21 protein-coding genes are annotated in these 21,614 nt (G+C 51.4%); 14 read left to right on the top strand and 7 right to left on the bottom strand.

What is annotated here, in order from left to right:
- Window positions 1–69: 69 nt before the first annotated feature.
- Window positions 70–1,590, top strand: coding sequence for a filamentous hemagglutinin N-terminal domain-containing protein (locus tag PMPD1_RS20835; RefSeq protein ID WP_173635836.1), 1,521 nt, complete (start codon window positions 70–72; stop codon window positions 1,588–1,590).
- An 88-nt stretch (window positions 1,591–1,678) separates the two neighbouring features.
- Here the strand turns inward: PMPD1_RS20835 and rpmE are convergent, their stop codons facing one another.
- Complete coding sequence (rpmE, locus tag PMPD1_RS20840) at window positions 1,679–1,891, bottom strand: 50S ribosomal protein L31 (protein WP_173635837.1); 213 nt, start codon at window positions 1,889–1,891, stop codon at window positions 1,679–1,681.
- 214 nt (window positions 1,892–2,105) lie between these two features.
- Here rpmE and priA point away from each other — a divergent pair, with 214 nt between their 5' ends.
- From priA to rraA, 7 genes are all read left to right on the top strand, one after another.
- Window positions 2,106–4,301 (top strand): primosomal protein N', encoded by a 2,196-nt coding sequence (priA, locus tag PMPD1_RS20845; RefSeq protein WP_173635838.1) that lies wholly within the window; start codon window positions 2,106–2,108, stop codon window positions 4,299–4,301.
- A gap of 210 nt (window positions 4,302–4,511) precedes the next feature.
- A complete protein-coding gene (gene cytR / locus PMPD1_RS20850) occupies window positions 4,512–5,546 on the top strand; it encodes a DNA-binding transcriptional regulator CytR (RefSeq protein WP_173635839.1) in 1,035 nt (344 codons plus the stop codon).
- Window positions 5,547–5,721: 175 nt separating this feature from the next.
- Window positions 5,722–6,603: a cell division protein FtsN gene (ftsN, locus tag PMPD1_RS20855; RefSeq protein WP_173635840.1), complete on the top strand. Its 882-nt coding sequence runs from the start codon at window positions 5,722–5,724 to the stop codon at window positions 6,601–6,603.
- Window positions 6,604–6,690: 87 nt separating this feature from the next.
- Window positions 6,691–7,221: an ATP-dependent protease subunit HslV gene (gene hslV / locus PMPD1_RS20860; protein ID WP_173635841.1), complete on the top strand. Its 531-nt coding sequence runs from the start codon at window positions 6,691–6,693 to the stop codon at window positions 7,219–7,221.
- An 11-nt stretch (window positions 7,222–7,232) separates the two neighbouring features.
- Window positions 7,233–8,564: an ATP-dependent protease ATPase subunit HslU gene (gene hslU / locus PMPD1_RS20865; RefSeq protein ID WP_173635842.1), complete on the top strand. Its 1,332-nt coding sequence runs from the start codon at window positions 7,233–7,235 to the stop codon at window positions 8,562–8,564.
- Window positions 8,565–8,772: 208 nt separating this feature from the next.
- Complete coding sequence (locus tag PMPD1_RS20870) at window positions 8,773–9,699, top strand: 1,4-dihydroxy-2-naphthoate polyprenyltransferase (protein ID WP_173635843.1); 927 nt, start codon at window positions 8,773–8,775, stop codon at window positions 9,697–9,699.
- 106 nt (window positions 9,700–9,805) lie between these two features.
- Window positions 9,806–10,291 (top strand): ribonuclease E activity regulator RraA, encoded by a 486-nt coding sequence (gene rraA / locus PMPD1_RS20875; protein WP_173635844.1) that lies wholly within the window; start codon window positions 9,806–9,808, stop codon window positions 10,289–10,291.
- A 67-nt stretch (window positions 10,292–10,358) separates the two neighbouring features.
- Here rraA and zapB read toward each other — a convergent pair whose 3' ends face one another.
- Window positions 10,359–10,598, bottom strand: coding sequence for a cell division protein ZapB (gene zapB, locus PMPD1_RS20880; RefSeq protein ID WP_173635845.1), 240 nt, complete (start codon window positions 10,596–10,598; stop codon window positions 10,359–10,361).
- Window positions 10,599–11,037: 439 nt separating this feature from the next.
- On the opposite strand from zapB, the gene PMPD1_RS20885 reads away from it, so the two are divergent.
- The 4 genes from PMPD1_RS20885 (at window position 11,038) to fpr (ending at window position 15,439) form a co-directional block, all read left to right on the top strand.
- Complete coding sequence (locus tag PMPD1_RS20885) at window positions 11,038–11,892, top strand: MIP/aquaporin family protein (RefSeq protein WP_173635846.1); 855 nt, start codon at window positions 11,038–11,040, stop codon at window positions 11,890–11,892.
- A 36-nt stretch (window positions 11,893–11,928) separates the two neighbouring features.
- Window positions 11,929–13,443 carry a glycerol kinase GlpK gene (gene glpK / locus PMPD1_RS20890; RefSeq protein WP_173635847.1) on the top strand — a complete coding sequence of 505 codons (1,515 nt, stop codon included), beginning with the start codon at window positions 11,929–11,931 and terminating at the stop codon, window positions 13,441–13,443.
- A 100-nt stretch (window positions 13,444–13,543) separates the two neighbouring features.
- The gene (gene glpX, locus PMPD1_RS20895; protein WP_173635848.1) at window positions 13,544–14,554 is read left to right on the top strand and encodes a class II fructose-bisphosphatase; all 1,011 of its coding nucleotides are present in this window, start codon (window positions 13,544–13,546) and stop codon (window positions 14,552–14,554) included.
- Window positions 14,555–14,692: 138 nt separating this feature from the next.
- Window positions 14,693–15,439 carry a ferredoxin--NADP(+) reductase gene (gene fpr, locus PMPD1_RS20900; protein ID WP_173636307.1) on the top strand — a complete coding sequence of 249 codons (747 nt, stop codon included), beginning with the start codon at window positions 14,693–14,695 and terminating at the stop codon, window positions 15,437–15,439.
- On the opposite strand, the gene PMPD1_RS20905 is transcribed toward fpr, so the two are convergent.
- Window positions 15,430–15,876 carry a DUF805 domain-containing protein gene (locus PMPD1_RS20905; RefSeq protein ID WP_173635849.1) on the bottom strand — a complete coding sequence of 149 codons (447 nt, stop codon included), beginning with the start codon at window positions 15,874–15,876 and terminating at the stop codon, window positions 15,430–15,432. The genes fpr and PMPD1_RS20905 overlap by 10 nt on opposite strands.
- 102 nt (window positions 15,877–15,978) lie before the next feature.
- Between PMPD1_RS20905 and PMPD1_RS20910 the strand changes: the two genes are divergently transcribed.
- Together PMPD1_RS20910 and tpiA are read left to right on the top strand one after the other, a co-directional pair.
- Window positions 15,979–16,581 (top strand): DUF1454 family protein, encoded by a 603-nt coding sequence (locus PMPD1_RS20910; RefSeq protein WP_173635850.1) that lies wholly within the window; start codon window positions 15,979–15,981, stop codon window positions 16,579–16,581.
- A gap of 123 nt (window positions 16,582–16,704) precedes the next feature.
- Window positions 16,705–17,472: a triose-phosphate isomerase gene (tpiA, locus tag PMPD1_RS20915; protein ID WP_173635851.1), complete on the top strand. Its 768-nt coding sequence runs from the start codon at window positions 16,705–16,707 to the stop codon at window positions 17,470–17,472.
- 36 nt (window positions 17,473–17,508) lie between these two features.
- Here the strand turns inward: tpiA and PMPD1_RS20920 are convergent, their stop codons facing one another.
- From PMPD1_RS20920 to fieF, 4 genes are all read right to left on the bottom strand, one after another.
- Complete coding sequence (locus PMPD1_RS20920) at window positions 17,509–18,261, bottom strand: CDP-diacylglycerol diphosphatase (RefSeq protein WP_173635852.1); 753 nt, start codon at window positions 18,259–18,261, stop codon at window positions 17,509–17,511.
- Window positions 18,262–18,386: 125 nt separating this feature from the next.
- A complete protein-coding gene (locus tag PMPD1_RS20925; RefSeq protein ID WP_173635853.1) occupies window positions 18,387–19,376 on the bottom strand; it encodes a sulfate ABC transporter substrate-binding protein in 990 nt (329 codons plus the stop codon).
- A gap of 159 nt (window positions 19,377–19,535) precedes the next feature.
- A complete protein-coding gene (gene pfkA, locus PMPD1_RS20930; RefSeq protein WP_173635854.1) occupies window positions 19,536–20,498 on the bottom strand; it encodes a 6-phosphofructokinase in 963 nt (320 codons plus the stop codon).
- 209 nt (window positions 20,499–20,707) lie between these two features.
- On the bottom strand, window positions 20,708–21,610 hold the full coding sequence (gene fieF, locus PMPD1_RS20935) for a CDF family cation-efflux transporter FieF (RefSeq protein WP_173635855.1): 903 nt from the start codon (window positions 21,608–21,610) through the stop codon (window positions 20,708–20,710).
- Between the last annotated feature and the right edge of the window lie 4 nt (window positions 21,611–21,614).

Below are 21,614 nucleotides of genomic sequence, written 5' to 3' on the forward strand. Positions count from 1 at the left end.
AGAAGATCAGCCATAAACACAGTAGTAATTAACAAAACTAATATTTCACTTTAAAGGACTAATACCATTATGAAACATAAATTTAAAACGCTTTTTTTTGTTATGACAGCAGCCATGTCGGTTTTCTCAGCGCATGCTGTCTCTTCCTATACGCACGCTAATGGCTCTCAGATTGTGGATATTAACAAAGCCGATGCCAATGGTCTGTCCCACAATATGTGGAAGCAGTTTGATGTTACCGACAAAGGTATGGTGCTAAATAATAGCCCTCGGGATTTAGTCCGCGCAATGGGGAATATTGCCGGGAACGATAACCTCGATGTTGCGGCAAAAGTGATCCTTAACGAAGTTATTTCTACCAAAGCCAGTTCACTAAAAGGCTTTATTGAAGTTGCTGGTGAGCGTGCGGATGTTATTGTCGCGAACCCGAATGGCATCACTTGCTCGGGTTGTAGCTTTGTGAATACTGGCCGCGTTACGTTAACCACCGGGGCGCCACAGTTCCAGGATGGCGTATTGACTGGCTACAACGTGACCAAAGGCAAGATCAAAATTGAAAAAGGCGGGCTGGAAAACCAAAATAGCTACACCGATCTGCTGGCCAATGCGATTACCATTAACGATAAGGTAGTTACCGGTTCGTTGGATGCCATTGCTGGCGTTTACTCATATAATAGGGCTAATAGCGCGGCAACATCAGATGAAAAAAAACGCAGTGGAGTTGGTATTGATGTCGGTGCGCTAGGTGGTGTAACTGCTGGCGTCATTAGCCTACAAACCACTAATAGTGGTATTGGCGTAAATAATAAGGGTTCACTGGCCGCCAATGCGATTCAAATTTCCGCATCCGGGAATCTGACAACCTCAGGCACGATGCGCGGTGGCGTCGTTCAAGTGTCTACCAATGGCTCTCTCACCAACAGCGGAACCATTGAGGCATCAAATCAAGTTGTTGGCGTTGCGCTAAATAAAATCACCAATAGTGGCACGCTGAGCGGCACCGCAGGTGCGCAATTGGTTTCTTTCATCGGTAATATTGAAAATACCGGCGCAGTGAAGACGGAAGGCACATTCGTCGCCCGTACTGGTTTTATCACCAATGAAAATAATGAGCTTGCTGTGGCTGCTAATACCAGTTTTATCAATAGTGGAAGTCTTACCGCTACCAATGCCAGCCTGCTGGCCTCAAAAGAGATAAACCTTAAAAAAGGAACTTTCTCCTCTGTAGGTACAGTAATAATGCAAGCAGCAAAAGTTAATAATGCCATTGCTCTGACCGGCAACAATATCGCGGTTAGTGCTTACCAGTTCGAAAATAAGGGTACGATTAAAGCCCAAAACCAACTATCCATTAACACTGAGAAGAGTCTGAGTAATAAAGGCAAACTTGAAGGTCAGGTCGTTAGCCTTTCTTCGGCAGGAAAAGTGCAAAACAAAGCCTGTACCTTATTCATTTTCTGCAGCAAAGGCACCATCAGTAGCGAAGTACTGCAAGTGATCGCGCCAAACGTGAGCATCGTGGCCGACCTTGGCGGCACCGTTACCGCGCAAGAAGTGATTATCAACCCAAAACAACCAGAGCAAATCTAATTCTGCTCATGCCATAAAACAAAAAACCCAGCCTTGGCTGGGTTTTTTGTTGCATCCGAAGCTGTTTAAGCTTCGCTTGCCGGTAACCTTACTTGCTACCTGGAATGCTGAAGCGCTTGTTAAAGCGATCAACACGACCACCAGTATCAACAACACGTTGCTTACCAGTATAGAACGGGTGGCATTTACCACATACGTCCAGGTTCAGATCGTGAGCCATCGTGGAACGCGTGTTGATCACGTTACCGCAAGAGCAAGTGATGGTCACTTCTTTGTAATTCGGGTGAATACCTTTTTTCATGGGAAACCTCAGTAAAGGCCGTGTCGCTCTCTGTGCCAGGATTAACCTGCTCAGCACCACACGTAGATTAAACATTTAGGTGATCTTTGCTACGTAACTGCCGTACCAAAGGCGGCGAACTATACAGAAAATTCCTGACTGCCGCAATCGTATCCGCACATTTACGCGCTGACAGTGTACACTAACCCGTCATTTTTTTCATCCGGATGAATTCATGCTCGTCGTACAGGTTGCCCTTCCCGTTCCGCTTGCGCGTAATTTTGATTATCTGCTATCCGGGCAGAAACAACCGGTTATGGGTGGCCGCGTGAGCGTGCCATTTGGCAACCGTAAGGCAATCGGTATCGTCGTTGGATTTAGCGAACATAGCGATGTTCCCGTTGCGCAGCTAAAAGCCATTGATGAGGTTATTGATAACCAAACGCTATTTCCCCCTTCGCTATGGCGACTCTTACAGTGGGCGGCGTCCTATTATCACTATCCCTTAGGAGAAGTACTATTTCACGCCTTGCCGATACTCCTACGTCAGGGGAAACCGGCACGCGAAGCACCGCTTTGGCAGTGGTTTATTACCGAAACGGGGCGCGAAACTGCGCCGGAAAGCCTGAAAAGAGCCCCACGCCAACAACAAGCTTTAGCCGCATTACGCCAGCGGCCATTGTATCGGCATGAAATTGCTCAACACCAGTTAACTGACGCAATGTTGCAAGCTTTACGCGCCAAAGGCCTATGCGATCTGCGCGAACACCCGCGCACGCAAACCGATTGGCGAACAGCGTTCACGGTTAACGGCGAGCGCTTACGGCTCAATACCGAACAAGCCACCGCCGTAGGCGCAATTCGCAGCGAAGACGATCGCTTTTCCACTTGGTTGCTGGCTGGGATTACCGGTTCAGGTAAAACCGAAGTCTATTTAAGCGTGCTAGAAAACGTGTTGAGCAGTGGTCGTCAGGCGTTGGTGTTAGTACCCGAAATCGGCTTAACGCCTCAAACGATCGCCCGCTTTCGTGAACGTTTCTCCGCGCCGATCGATGTCTTGCATTCGGGTTTAAATGATAATGAGCGTCTGGCGGTTTGGTTACGCGCCAGTCGTGGCGAAAATGCGATTGTTATTGGCACCCGGTCTGCGCTATTCACGCCTTTCCTGCGCCCGGGGGTAATCGTTATTGATGAAGAACATGATAGTTCTTACAAACAGCAGGAAGGCTGGCGCTATCATGCCCGTGATTTGGCCGTGTTACGCGCACGCGAAGAGAACATTCCCATCATCATGGGGAGCGCCACCCCGGCGCTGGAAAGTTTACAAAACGTTCAGTCGGGCAAATACCGCCAGCTAAACCTCAGTAAACGCGCCGGTAACGCGCGCCAGGCGACCCAACAGCTTATTGATTTAAAAGGCGTTAAACTTAGAGATGGCCTTTCTCCTGCCTTGATCCAAAAGATGCGTCAGCATCTACAGGCAAACAATCAAGTGTTATTGTTTCTGAACCGGCGAGGCTTCGCGCCAGCGCTCCTCTGTCATGAGTGCGGCTGGGCCGCCGAATGCCAACGCTGCGATCGCTACTACACACTTCATCAGCAACAACGTCAGTTGCGTTGCCATCACTGCGACAGCCAGCGCCCCCTTCCTCATCAATGCCCGCAGTGCGGCTCCACACACCTTATTCCGGTCGGCGTTGGCACCGAACAGCTTGAACAAAACCTTGGCACGCTGTTTCCTGATATTCCGCTTTCGCGCATTGATCGCGATACCACCAGCCGAAAAGGCGCGCTGGAAAAACATCTTGCCGACGTGCATCGCGGGGGCGCACGCATCTTGATCGGCACGCAAATGTTAGCAAAAGGACACCACTTCCCGGATGTCACGCTGGTTTCGTTGCTGGATGTCGATGGCGCGCTATTTTCCGCCGATTTTCGTGCCGCGGAACGTTTTGCTCAGCTTTATACGCAAGTCGCCGGACGCGCCGGTCGTGCGGGTAAACAGGGTGAAGTATTATTACAGACGCATCACCCCGATCACCCCCTACTGCAAACGCTGCTATATCAAGGCTATGATGCGTTTGCCCGCCAAACGCTGGCCGAGCGCAAGGCGGTTTTTTTACCCCCTTATACCAGCCATGCGTTATTTCGCGCCGACGACCATGATAATCAACAGGCCGCTGCCTTTCTGCACCAGCTACGCAATCTATTGGAGTCCAGCCCGTTAAAAGATGAGGCGCTATGGATCATGGGGCCGGTACCTTCGTTGCAGGCTAAACGTAGCGGGCGCTATCGCTGGCAGCTCTTAGTCCAGCATCCTTCACGCTCACGACTTCAACATTTACTGACTGCCAGCCTGGCTTTGATAAATACGCTGCCGCAGGCACGTAAGGTGAAGTGGACGCTGGATATCGACCCGACTGAGAGCTAAAGCCGCGTTCCGGCGGTAAGGTTCTGCGAGATAGATCGAAAAAAGTCGCACAAGTCACAATTTTTATGCAAATTAAGTAACGGCTTAACGTCGCAATCTGTTAAGAATGTGATGGCCGTCAGCTATTGGTACCGATCCCAGGCGCGGCATAACCATTACCAAAACATAATCCGTTGGTCAGGCCGGCGAAACCGGCGTGAGGAGATAGCGTTGGAGCACAATCAAGAGTCGACGACCGCCACCATGAAGGATGTGGCTGAACGCGCGGGCGTCTCTACTGCGACCGTATCGCGCGCGTTGATGAACCCGGAAAAGGTTTCCGCCGTCACCCGTCAGAAGGTGGAGCAGGCGGTTATTGATACCGGATATTCACCGCACGCGCTGGCCCGCAATGCGAAACGCAGCGAGTCGCGAACCATCATGGTGATAGTGCCCGATATCTGCGATCCCTTTTTTAGTGAGATGATCCGTGGCGTGGAAGTCACTGCGGCAAAACAGGGTTACCTGGTACTGATCGGTGACTGTGCCCACCAAAACCAACAAGAAAAGTCATTTATGAACCTTATGCTAACCCGGCAGATTGACGGCATGGTGCTGCTGGGGTCGCAGGTTCCTTTTGATACCGGCGTGGAAGAGCAGCGCAATCTTCCTCCCATGGTGATGGCGAATGAATTCGCGCCGGAGTTGGAACTGCCGACGGTTCATATAGATAACCTAACTGCGGCCTTTGAAGCGGTTAATCATCTTTGGCAGCTTGGTCATCGTCGCATTGCCTGCATTGCCGGCCCGGAAGAGATGCCGCTCTGCCATTATCGTCTACAAGGCTATATTCAGGCGCTGCGCCGCAACGGGCTGACCATTGACCCTGAATATATTGTTCGCGGTGATTTTACCTTCGAAGCAGGCTGTACCGCCTTCAGGCGATTAATGGCGCTGCCAAACCCGCCTGACGCGCTGTTTTGCCATAGCGATATCATGGCGCTTGGCGCAATGTCACAAGCCAAGAGCTTAGGTTTGCGTGTTCCACAGGATATTTCGCTGGTGGGCTTTGATGATATTGAGTTATCACGCTACAGCGATCCGCAGCTTACTACCGTTGCGCAACCGCGTTTCGATATTGGCCGCGAAGCGATGTTGCTACTTTTAGAGCAGTTACAAGGTAAAACCGTCAGTAGCGGCTCCCGGCTGTTGGATTTTGAGCTAAAGGTACGTGGTAGTACCGCCAGAACGGCAAAAAGTGAGTAATCGCAGTGACAAAGTAAGTTTCAGCAGATTCTTAGATGACTCTTCGCTGGTCAAACTTCCGGCCCTTGAGTAACATGGCGGGCTAATCGCCGGGCGTATACAGCGTAAAAATTACGCCTCCATCGCAAATTTTTGTCCGGTATGCTTTTTCTTATTCGATATTAGCGGAACGATAGTGGCACAAAAAGATTATGTAGGCCGCGGGCGTTCGACAGGGACGCGTCGCAAAAAAAGTAACAGCCGCAGCAAAAAGCGTAATAGCGGATCCGGCGTCTCGAAAATAATGATGGTCCTGGCCGTTGCGGTTCTGGTGACGTTTGTCGGCGGGCTTTGGTTTATTGCCCATCATAAAAAAGAGGACACGCCGGAGATCCCCAATCATAAAGCGGTGGGTAACGGTTTACCGCCCAAACCCGAAGAACGCTGGAAATACATCAAAGAGCTGGAAAACCGCCAGATGACGGTTCCCACGCCGACGGAGCCTTCCGCCGGTGGCGTTCAGTCTCAAACGCAGCTTACCGATGAACAGCGTCAGTTGTTAGAACAAATGCAGGCGGATATGCGTCAGCAGCCTACGCAGCTCAACGAAGTGCCCTGGAACGAGCAAACACCGGCACAGCGTCAACAAACACTGCAGCATCAACAACAAATTCAGCAACAGCAAAACCAATTGCAGCAACAGTCTCGTATGCCGCCACGCGTGCAACAGCCACCCGTCGCGCCGGTCACCCGCACGCCGCCACGTGTACAACAACCCGCGTCAACGCCGCCGCAGCAACCAACTAAAACGCAGGAAACGGCGAAGGCAAAAGAGACGCCAAAAGAGAAACCACAGCGCTGGATGGTGCAGTGTGGCTCGTTTAAAGGCACTGACCAGGCGGAATCAATACGCGCTCAGCTAGCGTTTGAAGGCTTCGAAAGCCGGATTACGACCGGCGGTGGCTGGAATCGCGTGGTTATTGGTCCTTATAACAACCGCGCCGGAGCGGACAGTACTTTGAAACGTCTACGGGGTTCTGGTCACTCAAACTGTATTCCGCTCGCCGCCGGGGGTTGAAACCCGTCAAACCCGCCCCATATCTTGTTGCATTATGCTCCGCGCCTGCCGCGGAGCCCTCTTCCCACTGCAACAAGGGGTCTGCCCGTGACAACAATAGTAAGTGTGCGACGCAACGGCCAGGTAGTGATTGGCGGCGATGGCCAGGCTACTCTCGGCAATACCGTGATGAAAGGCAACGTCAAGAAAGTGCGTCGTCTCTACAACGACAAAGTTATCGCTGGTTTTGCTGGCGGTACCGCAGATGCCTTTACGCTGTTCGAACTGTTTGAACGTAAGCTGGAAATGCATCAAGGCCATCTGGTCAAAGCCGCCGTAGAGTTAGCGAAAGACTGGCGTACTGACCGTATGCTGCGCAAACTGGAAGCCCTGCTGGCGGTAGCGGATGAAAACGCCTCGCTGATTATCACCGGTAACGGCGATGTAATTCAGCCGGAAAACGATCTGATTGCGATTGGTTCCGGCGGTCCTTACGCACAGGCGGCCGCCCGTGCTCTGCTAGAAAATACTGAACTCGGTGCGCATGACATCGTTGAAAAAGCGTTGGGGATTGCAGGTGATATTTGCATCTATACCAACCATAATCTCACCATTGAAGAATTATCGTCCAAAGCGTAAGGATCCTAACTATGTCTGAAATGACTCCGCGCGAGATTGTCAGCGAACTGAACAGATTCATCATTGGGCAAGATGGCGCGAAACGCGCTGTGTCCATTGCGTTACGTAACCGCTGGCGCCGTATGCAGTTGGACGAAGAGTTACGTCATGAAGTGACGCCGAAAAATATTCTGATGATCGGCCCAACCGGTGTGGGTAAAACCGAAATTGCTCGTCGTCTGGCGAAGCTGGCTAATGCGCCATTTATCAAAGTGGAAGCGACCAAATTCACCGAAGTCGGCTATGTCGGTAAAGAGGTCGATTCAATTATTCGCGATTTGACCGATGCCGCCATCAAAATGGTACGCATGCAGGCGATTGAGAAAAACAAATATCGTGCCGAAGAGATGGCAGAAGAACGCATTCTGGATGTGCTGATTCCACCTGCGAAAAATAACTGGGGCCAGGCAGAAGCCAACGCGGAGCCCTCCGCGGCGCGCCAGTCATTCCGTAAGAAATTGCGCGAAGGCCAGTTAGACGATAAAGAGATTGAAATCGACCTTGCTGCTGCGCCAATGGGCGTTGAAATTATGGCGCCTCCCGGCATGGAAGAGATGACCAGCCAGCTGCAATCAATGTTTCAAAACCTTGGCGGACAGAAACAAAAGCCGCGCAAGCTGAAAATTAAAGATGCGATGAAACTGCTGATCGAGGAAGAAGCCGCCAAACTGGTTAATCCGGAAGAGCTTAAACAAGAGGCGATCGACGCGGTTGAACAGCACGGCATCGTGTTTATTGATGAGATTGATAAAATCTGTAAACGCGGTGAGTCTTCCGGGCCGGACGTCTCTCGTGAAGGTGTGCAGCGCGATTTACTGCCGCTGGTTGAAGGCTGTACCGTCTCCACCAAACATGGCATGGTTAAAACCGACCATATCCTGTTTATCGCCTCTGGCGCCTTCCAGGTCGCCAGCCCGTCGGATTTAATCCCGGAATTACAGGGGCGTTTACCGATCCGCGTTGAGCTTCAGGCACTGACCGTGAATGACTTTGAACGCATCCTGACCGAGCCGAGCGCGTCGGTTACCGTGCAGTACAAAGCGCTGATGGCAACCGAAGGCGTCACCATTGATTTTACGGATGATGGTATTCGCCGTATTGCCGAAGCCGCGTGGCAGGTTAATGAATCCACGGAGAATATCGGGGCGCGGCGTCTGCATACCGTGCTGGAACGATTAATGGAAGATATCTCCTATGACGCCAGCGATCGCCATGGTGAATCCATTCTCATTGATGCCGCCTACGTTGGTAAGCATCTGGATGAACTGGTGGCGGACGAAGATCTGAGCCGCTTCATTCTGTAACGCCGTATCCATGCACTCTTTGCCGCTGCATTAACCTTAGCGCAGCGGCGCTCTCTGTCTTTAAACTCCAATCAACTTCGATTAATCCCAGCGCGATCAAATTCGCTTTGATCGCCTTTCTTCGCGCAACTTGACGAAGATTAAAACTTCATCAGTTAAGCCCGCATAGACTGTTCGCGTTATCTCTTATTCAATCAGCGATCCTGTTATGGAAAATATTCAATTGTCAGTCGGCATCAGTTCGTCACGCGCGTGGCTGGAAAGCTTACGTTTGCGCACCTTACCGCTGGCCTTTGCCTCGATTATTAACGGCTCTGCGCTGGCATGGTGGCAGGGGCATTTCACGCCGAGTATCGCATTATTGACGCTATTGACCGCCGGGTTATTGCAAGTCTTGTCCAATCTGGCAAATGATTATGGCGATACCCTTAAAGGTAGCGATACGCAACAGCGTATAGGGCCGTTACGCGGTATGCAGAAAGGCGCGATCACACCGATGCAAATGCGTTCAGCATTGGCAATTACCGTCGTGTTGACGATTTTTTCCGGCGTATCACTGATTGTGCTCGCCTGCGAAACGTTAAGCGATATGCTCGGCTTTCTTCTGCTCGGCGCACTCGCCATTTGCGCAGCCATCGCCTACACCGTCGGCAAAAAGCCGTATGGTTACCTGGGGCTGGGTGACCTTTCAGTACTCATCTTCTTCGGTTGGCTGGGCGTCTTAGGCAGCGAATATCTACAAACACAACATTTCAGTAGCCTTGCACTGCTTCCGGCTACCGCCTGCGGCTTGCTGGCGGCTGCGGTGCTAAATGTCAATAATATGCGCGACATCGAAACTGACGGGCAGCACGGCAAATACACGTTAGCCGTGCGTTTAGGTGCGCAGAACGCCCGCCGTTACCATGTTGCATTGCTAGCCGCCGCCTGGCTCTGTTTCGCGCTTTTTGCCTTATTCACCCGTCAGGGCGTAGCCAGTTGGCTGTTTTTGTTAGCAACGCCGCTACTGTATAAGCAAATGCGTTACGTTCTGCGCGAAACCAGCGCGCAAGCAATGCGGCCAATGCTGGAGAAAACGGTGAAGGTTGCATTGCTCACCAACATCCTGTTTGCGCTCGGCGTAGCGCTCAGTTAATCGCGATGTACTTGACCCAAAGCAATTTTTAACAATTGATGATTTTGCCAACATCTGACAGTTAGCGATATACTTAGCGCTCCTGTGGCAAACAGACGAAAATCCTATGAAATACGATACTTCCGAACTCTGCGACATCTATCACGAAGAAGTGAATGTTGTGGAACCGCTCTTTTCGAACTTTGGTGGCCGAACCTCCTTTGGCGGGCAGATCATCACGGTAAAATGTTTCGAGGACAACGGCCTGTTATACGACCTGCTGGAAGAGAATGGCCGCGGTCGTATTCTACTGGTAGATGGCGGTGGTTCCGTACGTCGCGCACTGGTGGATGCCGCCCTGGCGAGGCTTGCGGTGCAGAACGAATGGGAAGGCATCGTGGTATATGGTTCCGTGCGTCAGGTTGATGAACTGGAAGAGCTGGATATTGGCATTCAGGCGATTGCCGCAATACCGGCAGGCGCGGCGGGAGAAGGGATTGGTGAAAGCGATGTTCGCGTTAACTTCGGTGGCGTCACCTTCTTTTCAGGCGACCATCTCTACGCGGACAATACCGGGATGATTCTTTCCGAAGACCCGCTTGATCTGGAGTAACATCCTCTTCATCAGCAGCAAAACGGGTGCCTTAGCACCCGTTTTTCATGCACTAGCGGAATAAGCCTTACACTTCTTCCATTTTGCCCAGCAGCGCGCGTAAACGCTCCTGCCAGACGTGCTGTTCTTCTTTTAGGTGCTGGTTTTCGCGCACTAATGCATCGCTATTACCTGACGCCTGTTGCACTTCCTGTTTTAGCGCACCGTTTTGTTCTTTTAGCTCTTCGATCTCCATCTGTAACAGCGTGATGGTATCAATCGCCTGCTGTACTTTCGCTTCCAGTTTCTCGAACACTTCAAATGACATTTTATGACCTCTCCTAATCGCAAGGCGTTGATGTGCTAACCGCAAAAAGTGAAATATCACTAAAACGCCGCGGGTAACAACGATTGTCCGATTGTAAGTAGCCTCTCAGCCCAAGTCCAGCAGCTATCCACCCTGCCGCGCAGTCTGTAACAATTTTCAGTTTATGCTTAAAGATAGCTACCCATTTTTCGGTATAAATGTAATTTCGCGGTTAACTTTTTGTGCAAATCAAAGCCAGCGCAACGCGAAAAATGATGTTTTAGGAAAGCAAAAACACGCGAAAACGCTCATTTTTTTGACAAGGTACACAAATTTTAAGTTCGCTATTTCTCGTTTATGCTCGTTAACGATAAATTTACAACAGCCCTACATTAGATTTGGGTGGCTCAATGGAATGAGACAACGATTAACATTTAACCTCGCCTTCAGGAATTTCATTATGAGTCTTACAACAAGCACACTCAAAGGTCAGTGCATCGCCGAATTTCTTGGCATCGGTTTGATCATCTTCTTTGGTGCGGGCTGCGTCGCCGCTCTGAAACTGGCTGGCGCCAGCTTTGGACAATGGGAGATCAGTATCATTTGGGGCCTGGGCGTTTCCATGGCTATCTATATGAGCGCCGCCATTTCCGGCGCACACCTTAACCCCGCTGTAACCGTTGCTCTGTGGCTTTTCGCTAATTTTGACGGGCGCAAAGTCTTACCCTACATCGTGGCGCAAGTTGCCGGCGCATTTTGCGCGGCGGCGCTGGTTTACGGCCTTTACTACAACCTGTTTTTAGATTTTGAACAGTCCCACCATATGGTACGCGGTTCGGTTGAAAGCCTCGATCTGGCAGGCATTTTTTCTACCTATCCTAACCCGCACATTAGCGTGGTACAGGCGTTTCTGGTTGAAACCGTGATTACCGCCGTTTTGATGTCGCTGATCATGGCGCTAACCGACGATGGTAACGGCATCCCTCGCGGCCCACTGGCACCGCTGTTAATCGGCCTGCTCATTGCCATTATTGGCGCATCAATGGGTCCGCTTACCGGGTTCGCCCTTAATCCGGCACGTGACTTTGGGCCTAAACTGTTCGAATGGCTGGCAGGTTGGGGCAATGTCGCCTTTACCGGCGGCCGTGATATTCCTTATTTCCTTGTGCCGATCTTCGGTCCTTTAGTCGGCGCCAGCTTGGGTGCATACGGATATCGCACCTTAATTGGCCGCAATTTGCCGAGTGAAATTCACGCAGAGACCAGCGAAAAGGCGGAAAAACCCGTCGCACGGGCTGAACAGCGTAAAGCGTAATCGCCTTCTTCCATTACATCATCAGGAATGAATATTATGTCTACCGATAAAAAATATATTGTCGCGCTTGACCAAGGCACCACCAGCTCTCGTGCGGTGGTACTTGACCATGATGCCAACATTATCGCGGTTTCTCAGCGCGAGTTTCAGCAAATCTATCCTAAAGCCGGTTGGGTCGAGCATGATCCGATGGATATCTGGGCATCGCAAAGTTCGACGCTGGTTGAAGTATTGGCCCATGCCGATATCCGCTCTGATGAAATTGCCGCAATTGGCATCACTAACCAGCGCGAAACCGCCATTATCTGGGACAAAGAGACGGGTAAACCGATCTATAACGCGATTGTCTGGCAAGATCCCCGCACCGCAGATTATTGCGAAAAGTTGAAAAAAGAGGGGCTGGAAGAGTATATCCAGCACACCACGGGTTTGGTCATCAACCCCTATTTCTCCGGCACCAAAGTGAAATGGATCCTCGACCATGTGGAAGGGGCGCGTGAGCGGGCGAAACGTGGCGAACTGCTGTTCGGTAACGTCGATTCTTGGCTGGTCTGGAAAATGACTCAAGGACGGGTTCATATCACCGATTACACCAACGCCTCGCGCACCATGATGTTCAATATCCACAAACTGGAGTGGGATCAGCGCATGCTGGATATCCTCGATATTCCACGTGAAATGCTGCCGGAAGTGAAATCCTCTTCCGAGGTATATGGGCAAACCAATATTGGCGGTAAGGGCGGTACACGTATTCCTATCGCCGGTATCGCCGGCGACCAACAGGCAGCGCTATATGGGCAACTTTGCGTACAACCGGGCATGGCGAAAAATACCTACGGCACTGGCTGCTTTATGCTGATGAACACCGGCACCGAGGCGGTTACCTCCACGCACGGCTTGCTAACCACCATTGCTTGTGGTCCACGGGGTGAAGTTAACTATGCGCTGGAAGGCGCAGTATTTATCGGCGGCGCGTCCATCCAATGGCTGCGTGACGAGATGAAATTAATTAGTGACTCGACTGACTCGGAATACTTCGCGTTAAAAGTGAAGGACACCAACGGTGTATATATGGTCCCGGCCTTTACCGGTCTCGGCGCGCCATATTGGGATCCGTACGCACGCGGCGCAATCTTCGGCCTGACGCGTGGTGCCAATGCTAACCATATTATCCGCGCTACGCTTGAGTCCATCGCCTATCAGACTCGCGACGTGCTGGAGGCGATGCAAAACGACGCCAATACACGCCTACAATCGCTGCGTGTTGACGGCGGCGCGGTTGCCAACAACTTCCTGATGCAGTTCCAGTCTGACATTCTCGGCGCACGCGTAGAGCGGCCGGAAGTGCGCGAAGTGACGGCGCTGGGCGCCGCCTATCTTGCCGGACTGGCAGTCGGCTTCTGGCAGGATTTGGAAGAAGTCCGCGCCAAAGCGGTGGTGGAACGCGAATTCCGGCCGAGCATTGAAACAACTGAGCGTAACTATCGCTACGCGGGCTGGAAGAAAGCCGTTGCCCGGGCGCAAGCATGGGAAGATCAAGATAACAGTTAATCTCTCATCTGCCCGTGAGCACCACGTTCACGGGCATTTTTCTCCCCTCCTCCCCGCTGTGTTAAACTTCCCCGCGTCATCAATCTCTCAAGGCGCACGTATGAAACGAGAACTCGCTATTGAATTTTCCCGCGTTACCGAAGCCGCCGCGCTGGCTGGCTATAAATGGCTGGGGCGCGGTGATAAAAATGCCGCTGACGGCGCTGCCGTTCACGCTATGCGCATCATGCTGAACAAAGTCGATATTGACGGGCAAATTGTGATTGGCGAAGGCGAAATTGATGAAGCGCCTATGCTGTATATCGGTGAAAAAGTCGGAACCGGGCACGGGGATGCAGTTGATATCGCCGTCGATCCCATTGAGGGTACCCGCATGACCGCGATGGGCCAGGCGAACGCATTGGCGGTGCTGGCGGTCGGAGATAAAGGCACATTCCTCCATGCGCCAGATATGTACATGGAGAAATTAATCGTCGGGCCGGCCGCCAAAAACAGTATTGATCTCAATCTGCCGCTGGCAACCAACCTACAAAAGATCGCGACGGCGTTGGGTAAAACGCTCGGTGAGCTCACCGTGACTATTCTGGCTAAACCACGCCACGACGCCGTGATTCAGCAAATGCAGCAGCTAGGCGTGCGGGTATTCGCCATTCCTGACGGCGATGTGGCTGCGTCGATCTTGACCTGTATGCCCGACAGCGAAGTTGATGTGCTGTATGGTATTGGCGGCGCGCCGGAAGGTGTCATTTCTGCGGCAGTCATTCGCGCGCTTGATGGCAATATGCAGGGCCGTTTATTGGCACGCCATGAAGTTAAGGACGATAACGAAGAAAATCGACGCATTGGCGCACAGGAGTTGGCGCGTTGTGCAGAGATGGGGATCCAGGCCAATAAAGTACTAAAACTGGAAGATATGGCTCGCAACGATAATGTCATTTTCGCTGCCACCGGCATTACCAGCGGCGATCTACTAAAAGGGATCACGCGTAAAGGCAACATCGCCAGCAGCGAAACGCTGTTGATTCGTGGAAAATCCCGCACCATCCGCCGTATTCAATCAATCCACTATCTCGATCGCAAAGACCAAAACCTGCATCAGTATCTTTTGTGATGTTAATGTCATAACGCCGACGAATAACATTTGTCGATACGAGCTTTACAGCCGTGCCGGACTGGAAAAAACGCCCCACAGTGGCGAAGATAGTACGGCATCGGTTAGCAGTACGAAAACAACGAGTAAGGAGTGATGATGGCTGAGTGGGTCAATGCAAAAGTGAGTAAAGTTGACAACTGGACGGAGAACTTATTTAGCATCACCGTACAGGCGCCCGTCGCTTCGTTTACCGCTGGTCAATTTGCCAAGCTGGCGCTGGAAATTGATGGAGAGCGCGTACAGCGTGCTTATTCCTACGTTAATGCGCCGAGCGATCATAATCTGGAGTTTTATCTGGTTACCGTGCCGGAAGGTAAATTGAGCCCGCGCCTGCACGCGCTACGGCCTGGCGATGACATTATGGTGACTAAGGATGCAGCGGGCTTTTTCGTTTTGGAAGAGGTTCCCGAGTGCCAAACACTATGGATGCTGGCAACCGGCACCGCCATTGGTCCATACCTTTCGATACTACAAGAAGGCAAAGACCTCGAACGTTTCGATAATATCGTGCTGGTGCACGCGGCACGCTTTTCTACTGACCTCAGTTACCTGCCGCTGATGCAGCAACTGCAACAACGCTACAACGGCAAATTGCGGATACAGACCGTCGTCAGTCGTGAAGAAATGGCAGGATCGCTGACCGGGCGAGTGCCCGCGTTGATTGAAAACGGCCAGTTGGAGCAGGCGGTAGGGCTGGAAATAGATGCTGAAACCAGCCACATCATGCTGTGCGGTAACCCTCAAATGGTGCGCGACACCCAACAGTTACTGAAAGAAACACGCGGTATGCGCAAACATTTACGCCGTAAACCCGGCCATATGACCAGCGAGCATTATTGGTAATCCACGCGCGCGCTTTTTCCTAAAAAGTTCACCGGTTCTGCCGGTGGACCAAAGCGATTGTCTCCCGCCGAGCCGCTAAACACGCCGAGATCAAGCAGTAGCATAATAAAAATCAGCGCCGGAAGAAAACGCCCCAGCGCCCATTGCAGCGTGCCATCCAACATATCCAGGTTAGCGGCCAGCAACATCCACGCAACAATGAGCAATAGCCCCCAATAACCCTTTCGATTACGGTCATGCAACCGTTTAACCACCACCGAACTGGAAGGCCATAGCAAACACACCACGCCAAATGCGGCGTTTTGCGTGGTAAGCCAGCCTCGATCTGCCGCAATAAACAGCAACACCATTGCCGCCAGCCAAATCCCTTGCCAAATCCAGAAGTCACGCCGCCCTATTCGACCACGCCATGAAAAACACCACTGTTGTAAAGTCATTTTTTTTCCAGAAAAAGCAACAAAATGCGCGCCACAGCTTTTGACTTTGGCGGGTAAAAACCGTTTTAATCGTCAACTGAGTTTATTGGTTAGGGCGGAAACATGAAGAAAGCACCAGGCGCCGTACTCGCGTCGGGAATAATCCTGTTCGCTTCACTGTTCGGAACGGCATGGGCCGACCCCGATCCGCAACAACGTACTGAGCATATGCCAGCGGCGCCTTATCTCCTCTCGGGCGCCCCCACATTCGATCTGACCATTGCCCAGTTTCGTGAAAAATACAATCTGGCAAACCCCGACTTACCGCTCAGCGAATATCGGGCGATTGATAGTCGTGACGATAAAAGTAATCTGACGCGCGCCGCGAGCAAAATCAATGAAAATCTCTATGCCTCAACTGCGCTCGAGCATGGCACCGGTAAAATCAAAACGCTGCAAATAACCTGGCTGCCGATCCCGGGTCCGGAAGAACAGGCTGCGCACGAGAAAGCGTTAGCCTATATGACCGCGCTGTTACGCTTCTTTGAGCCAACCCTCTCGGTTGCCGAAAGCAACAAGCGCTTGAATGATTTACTCAATAAAGGGAAAGGCTCGCTCTATTTTGCGCAGAATGAAGGGGCGCTACGTTTTGTGGTCGCCGATAATGGCGAAAAGGGGCTCACGTTCGCCGTTGAGCCATTAAAACTGTCGTTGGCGACGCCATAGCGACACCGGCAAAGATGACGAAAAGCAAAGCCTTTAACGGTTTTGATCTCTATACTGTCTGGCAGACATCGCTGCCTGCTGGCAGTGCACTTTAAAAGTATCGCGTTACGCGTGGAGGATACGATGCGACATCCATTAGTTATGGGTAACTGGAAACTGAATGGCAGCAAACATATGGTCAACGAGTTGATCGATGGCCTGCGCAAAGAGCTGAGCGCCGTTGATGGTTGCGGCGTCGCCATTGCGCCGCCTGTAATGTACTTGGATCAGGCAAAACATGCGATTTCCGGCAGCCACATCGCCTTGGGTGCGCAAAACGTTGATGTCAACCTTTCTGGTGCCTTTACCGGTGAAGTGTCCGCCGAGATGTTGAAAGATATCGGTGCTAAATACATCATTATCGGTCATTCTGAGCGTCGTACTTATCACCATGAAAGCGATGAGTTTATCGCTAAAAAATTCGCTGTCTTAAAAGCGGCGGGGTTGATTCCGGTACTGTGCATCGGCGAAACCGACGCTGAAAACGAAGCGGGTAAAACCGAAGAAGTTTGCGCACGTCAAATTGACGCGGTGTTGGAATCACAGGGCGCGGATGCTTTTAACGGCGTAGTGATTGCTTATGAGCCGGTGTGGGCTATCGGTACCGGTAAATCTGCCACTCCTGCGCAGGCGCAGGCCGTGCATAAATTTATCCGTTCGCATATCGCGAAGAAAGATGCGGCAGTCGCTGAGCAAGTGATCATTCAATACGGTGGTTCCGTGAATGATAAAAATGCCGCCGAGCTGTTTGCTCAGCCTGATATCGACGGTGCGCTGGTTGGCGGCGCTTCGTTAAAAGCCGATGCGTTTGCGGTGATTGTTAAAGCCGCCGCGGCAGCGAAGAAAGCCTAAGTTATTCAGGTCGGGGCTTCCCCGACCTGTTATCTATCAGTTCAAAATAGCGCACTGGTGGTCTTGCAACTCTTCCGCCGATCCACGGTTCAATTTTAACCAATGGCTTTCGATCGCCATTAGCGCTAACCGGCCGTCCGGCAAACGGGCAAGCGCCATACCATATTTCCCCATTTCACCGCGTGCATGCGGCACTTCGTCCGCCAGGCGGATAAAACTGCTTTGCTGTGCTAACTCTTCCGCGCTCAGGGTTCGGACCAGGTAAGTATGACTTCCCAATTTTTCCGCCTGCCAACGCGTATTGAGTGCCGGCGTTAACGTATCGAGTCGCTGACGAATATCCCGGCGCAAACAGGAAATATGGATGTGTAGCTGATTTTGCGTCCGTCCATATTTGGAATTAATCGCCAGCGACAATGCGCTATCAGCAATCGCCGTGCCGTGCCGCTGTGCCAGCAGCGAGCGCTGTTGCCAGGCTTCGGCAAAAAAATTCGGCGTCTGCGGATCAAGAATGCGCGGGCTTTCCATACCGGTAATTTTATCAATTGGCATTAACAAATATTGTAACGGCCCAACCAAATCTTTCAGGATCACATATCCCTGTGCCATATCAACGCGCTGACACGGGGCCGGATTACCTTGCCGCTGGCCTGGCACACATTTCTGACTAATGATTTGCCACAATGCATCGGCATTTTTATGTACGCGATAAGCGGCGGTCGCCAACCCGATAACCAGAATGGCTATCAGTACTACAATCAATTTTAAAACCCGCGGTCGTTCCCGCATCAGTATGGCCCTCTGATTTATCGTTCGCTCAAATCCTCGCCGAACGCCAAAAGAAAGTCACGATCTAATCGCCGGAATTACGGGAAATAAAAAGGCCGGCAAAAGCCGGCCCGAAGAGAAAGCGCTTAACGTTTCATTATCTGGTCGTAAGTGCCGCCATCAGAGAAGTGCGTCTTCTGCGCCTGCGTCCAGCCGCCAAATTTGTTATCAATGGTAAACAAGTTGACCGGCGCAAAGGTATTAGCAAATTTCTTCGCGACCGCAGCGTCACGTGGACGGTAGTAGTTTTCTGCGGCAATGGTCTGGCCTTCTGGCGAATAGAGATATTTCAGGTAATCTTCCGCCACTTTACGCGTTCCGCGCTCATCCACCACTTTGTCGACCACCGACACCGTCGGTTCCGCCAGGATTGATTCGCTCGGGGTGATAATTTCAAACTGATCTTTACCCAGTTTATTCACTGCAAGGTACGCTTCGTTTTCCCACGCGATCAGCACATCGCCGATACCACGCTCAACGAAAGTGTTGGTTGCGCCACGTGCGCCGGAATCCTGCACCTCAACGTTTTTAAACAGGGCCTTAACATACTCTTGCGCTTTAGCCTGATCGCCATGGTTCTGATCTAACGCCCAGCCCCAAGCCGCAAGGTAGTTCCAACGCGCGCCGCCGGATGTTTTCGGGTTCGGCGTAATAACCGAGACACCCGGTTTAATTAAATCAGGCCAGTTGTGAATCTGTTTCGGATTGCCTTTACGCACCAGGAAAACAATGGTTGAAGTATAAGGCGCGGAGTTATCCGGCAGACGCTTAATCCAGTTTTTATCAATACGCCCGCGATCGGCAATCGCATCAACGTCCGACTCTAACGCCAGCGTTACCACATCGGCACGGATACCGTTAATCACCGATGTCGCCTGTTTACCCGATCCGCCATGGGATTGCCGCACCACGACATTATCGCCGGTTTCTTGCTTATAGTGCGCGCTAAAGGCTTTATTGTATTGCTCATAGAGCTCACGCGTTGGATCGTAAGAGACATTAAGCAGTTGAATATCCTTTGCCAGTACACTGGTTGTAACCAGCAACAGGGTCAATCCTACACTCCACTTCTTCATCACACTTTCCCCCAAGTTATCCCGGAAGCAGCGTGACATAAATGTTTGCATGATTTAAAGAATTAAAAAGCAGCCTTTATAACCTGAAGGAATAAAACTTTGCATAAAAAAAGCGCCGACATAAGCGACGCCTGTTTGGATAAACCACATACGGATGGTTTAGTAGAGTTTTTTCGCCGTTTCCAGCCAGTCACCCTTAAAGGGACGCTTCATGTTCTCAATGGCATCGATAATGTCGTGGTGAACCATTTTTTCATTCTGAATACCGACACAACGACCGCCATAACCCTGTAGCAGCAGTTCAATGGAGTAAGCGCCCATACGCGAGGCCAAAATACGGTCATAAGCAACCGGCGCGCCGCCACGCTGAATGTGGCCTAACACCGTGGCGCGGGTTTCGCGTTTGGTTTCCGTTTCAATATATTTTGCCAGCTCGTCGATATCGCAAATGTGCTCAGTAATCGCCACAATGGCATGTTTTTTCCCTTTCGCGATACCGGCTTTAATCTCTTCCACCAACTCTTCGCGGGTGTAGGGGATTTCAGGTAACACGATAAATTCACAACCACCGGCAATCGCGGCGGCCAGCGTGAGATCGCCGCAGTAGCGCCCCATCACTTCCACAATTGAGATACGTTGGTGTGAAGACGACGTATCACGCAGGCGATCAATCGCTTCAACGACGGTTTCCAGCGCGGTGAAGTAACCAATGGTGTAATCGGTTCCCGCCACATCGTTATCAATGGTGCCCGGCAGACCGATACAAGGGAACCCCATTTCAGTCAGGCGCTTCGCGCCCATATAGGAACCGTCACCGCCAATCACTACCAGTGCGTCAATACCGCGTTTTTTCATATTTTCGATTGCAACGGCACGCACTTCCTCATCGCGGAATTCTGGAAAACGCGCAGAGCCCAGAAAGGTGCCACCGCGGTTTATCATGTCAGATACGCTGTACCGATCCAGGTTAACCATACGATCTTCATACAACCCCAGATAGCCATCATAGATACCAAAAACTTCTAAACCTTCACTGAGTGCCGCGCGGACTACACCACGGATCGCTGCGTTCATCCCTGGGGCGTCGCCGCCACTTGTCAGTACACCGATTTTTTTGATCATGACAACCTCTGGACTCAAATGCTAAATGATTAACTCGTTACGCCGGAAAGTAACTGAGAGATAAACATCTAATCTTACCGGCTCATAATGGCAAATAGTATATCAAACACTGGTGGCTGAATTGATTCAGGTCAGGCAACTTTCCAGTAAATATTTTATACGGTACCACGATACGATATTTACGCTCGTTATCCTGGTCATTTTACTGACTAAAGGTGCAAAAAACCTTGCTGACCGCCTGGCACCACAGAGCAAGGGTCTTGATGGATAATCACATCGGAACCCGGGAATTTTCGCAATAGCGCCTGCTCAATCTGGTCAGCAACCAGATGCGCCTGCACTAGCGGTAAATGATCGTCCAACTCAAGATGAAGTTGAATAAAACGCGTCGGGCCAGACTGACGAGTGCGCAAATCATGGGCACCACGTATGCCGGGCCAGCCACTGATAATTTCCACAATCGCTAGCCGCTCTTCATCCGGTAACGCGCGATCCAGTAATGACTGCACCGCTTCATATCCCATGCGCAATGCACTGTAGAGGATCCATACACCGATTCCCAACGCGAATACCGCATCCGCCCAATGAAAACCATACCAACTCAGCGCCAACGCGATAAGGATTGCGCCGTTCATCAGTACATCGGATTGATAATGCAGCATATCGGCACGCACCGCCTGACTGCGGGTACGCCGCACCACCCAGCGCTGGAATGTTACCAGGATCATGGTTGAGAACAATGCGATAACCGTGACGATAATCCCCACCAGCGGCGCGTTTAGCGTATTAGGCGTAGCCAGATGCTGAATACCGGTTAAAAACAGGAATAGCGCGGAGCCGGAAATAAACATACTTTGCGCCAGCGCCGCCAGCGATTCGGCCTTTCCATGTCCAAATGCATGTTCGGCATCCGCAGGCTGCAGTGAATAACGTACCACCAGCAGATTAGTCAAAGAAGCGGCAATATCGACCAACGAGTCAACTAACGCCGCGAGGATACTGACCGAGCCGGTGTACCACCACGCGAAAATTTTTATAATAAGTAGCAGTGTCGCCAAGATAGTCGCAGCCAGCGCGGCCGAATTAACCAAGCGTCCATAAGAAGGATTCATGCCA

Origin of the sequence: Paramixta manurensis, from assembly GCF_013285385.1 — a bacterium.
GTDB lineage: Bacteria > Pseudomonadota > Gammaproteobacteria > Enterobacterales > Enterobacteriaceae > Paramixta > Paramixta manurensis.

Coding starts and splice junctions, on each gene's coding strand:
- PMPD1_RS20835 (WP_173635836.1), top strand. CDS start 70: ATGAAACATAAATTTAAAACGCTTTTTTTTGTTATGACAGCAGCCATG.
- rpmE (WP_173635837.1), bottom strand. CDS start 1,891: ATGAAAAAAGGTATTCACCCGAATTACAAAGAAGTGACCATCACTTGC.
- priA (WP_173635838.1), top strand. CDS start 2,106: ATGCTCGTCGTACAGGTTGCCCTTCCCGTTCCGCTTGCGCGTAATTTT.
- hslU (WP_173635842.1), top strand. CDS start 7,233: ATGTCTGAAATGACTCCGCGCGAGATTGTCAGCGAACTGAACAGATTC.
- PMPD1_RS20870 (WP_173635843.1), top strand. CDS start 8,773: ATGGAAAATATTCAATTGTCAGTCGGCATCAGTTCGTCACGCGCGTGG.
- rraA (WP_173635844.1), top strand. CDS start 9,806: ATGAAATACGATACTTCCGAACTCTGCGACATCTATCACGAAGAAGTG.
- zapB (WP_173635845.1), bottom strand. CDS start 10,598: ATGTCATTTGAAGTGTTCGAGAAACTGGAAGCGAAAGTACAGCAGGCG.
- PMPD1_RS20885 (WP_173635846.1), top strand. CDS start 11,038: ATGAGTCTTACAACAAGCACACTCAAAGGTCAGTGCATCGCCGAATTT.
- glpK (WP_173635847.1), top strand. CDS start 11,929: ATGTCTACCGATAAAAAATATATTGTCGCGCTTGACCAAGGCACCACC.
- glpX (WP_173635848.1), top strand. CDS start 13,544: ATGAAACGAGAACTCGCTATTGAATTTTCCCGCGTTACCGAAGCCGCC.
- fpr (WP_173636307.1), top strand. CDS start 14,693: ATGGCTGAGTGGGTCAATGCAAAAGTGAGTAAAGTTGACAACTGGACG.
- PMPD1_RS20905 (WP_173635849.1), bottom strand. CDS start 15,876: ATGACTTTACAACAGTGGTGTTTTTCATGGCGTGGTCGAATAGGGCGG.
- PMPD1_RS20910 (WP_173635850.1), top strand. CDS start 15,979: ATGAAGAAAGCACCAGGCGCCGTACTCGCGTCGGGAATAATCCTGTTC.
- tpiA (WP_173635851.1), top strand. CDS start 16,705: ATGCGACATCCATTAGTTATGGGTAACTGGAAACTGAATGGCAGCAAA.
- PMPD1_RS20920 (WP_173635852.1), bottom strand. CDS start 18,261: ATGCGGGAACGACCGCGGGTTTTAAAATTGATTGTAGTACTGATAGCC.
- PMPD1_RS20925 (WP_173635853.1), bottom strand. CDS start 19,376: ATGAAGAAGTGGAGTGTAGGATTGACCCTGTTGCTGGTTACAACCAGT.
- pfkA (WP_173635854.1), bottom strand. CDS start 20,498: ATGATCAAAAAAATCGGTGTACTGACAAGTGGCGGCGACGCCCCAGGG.
- fieF (WP_173635855.1), bottom strand. CDS start 21,610: ATGAATCCTTCTTATGGACGCTTGGTTAATTCGGCCGCGCTGGCTGCG.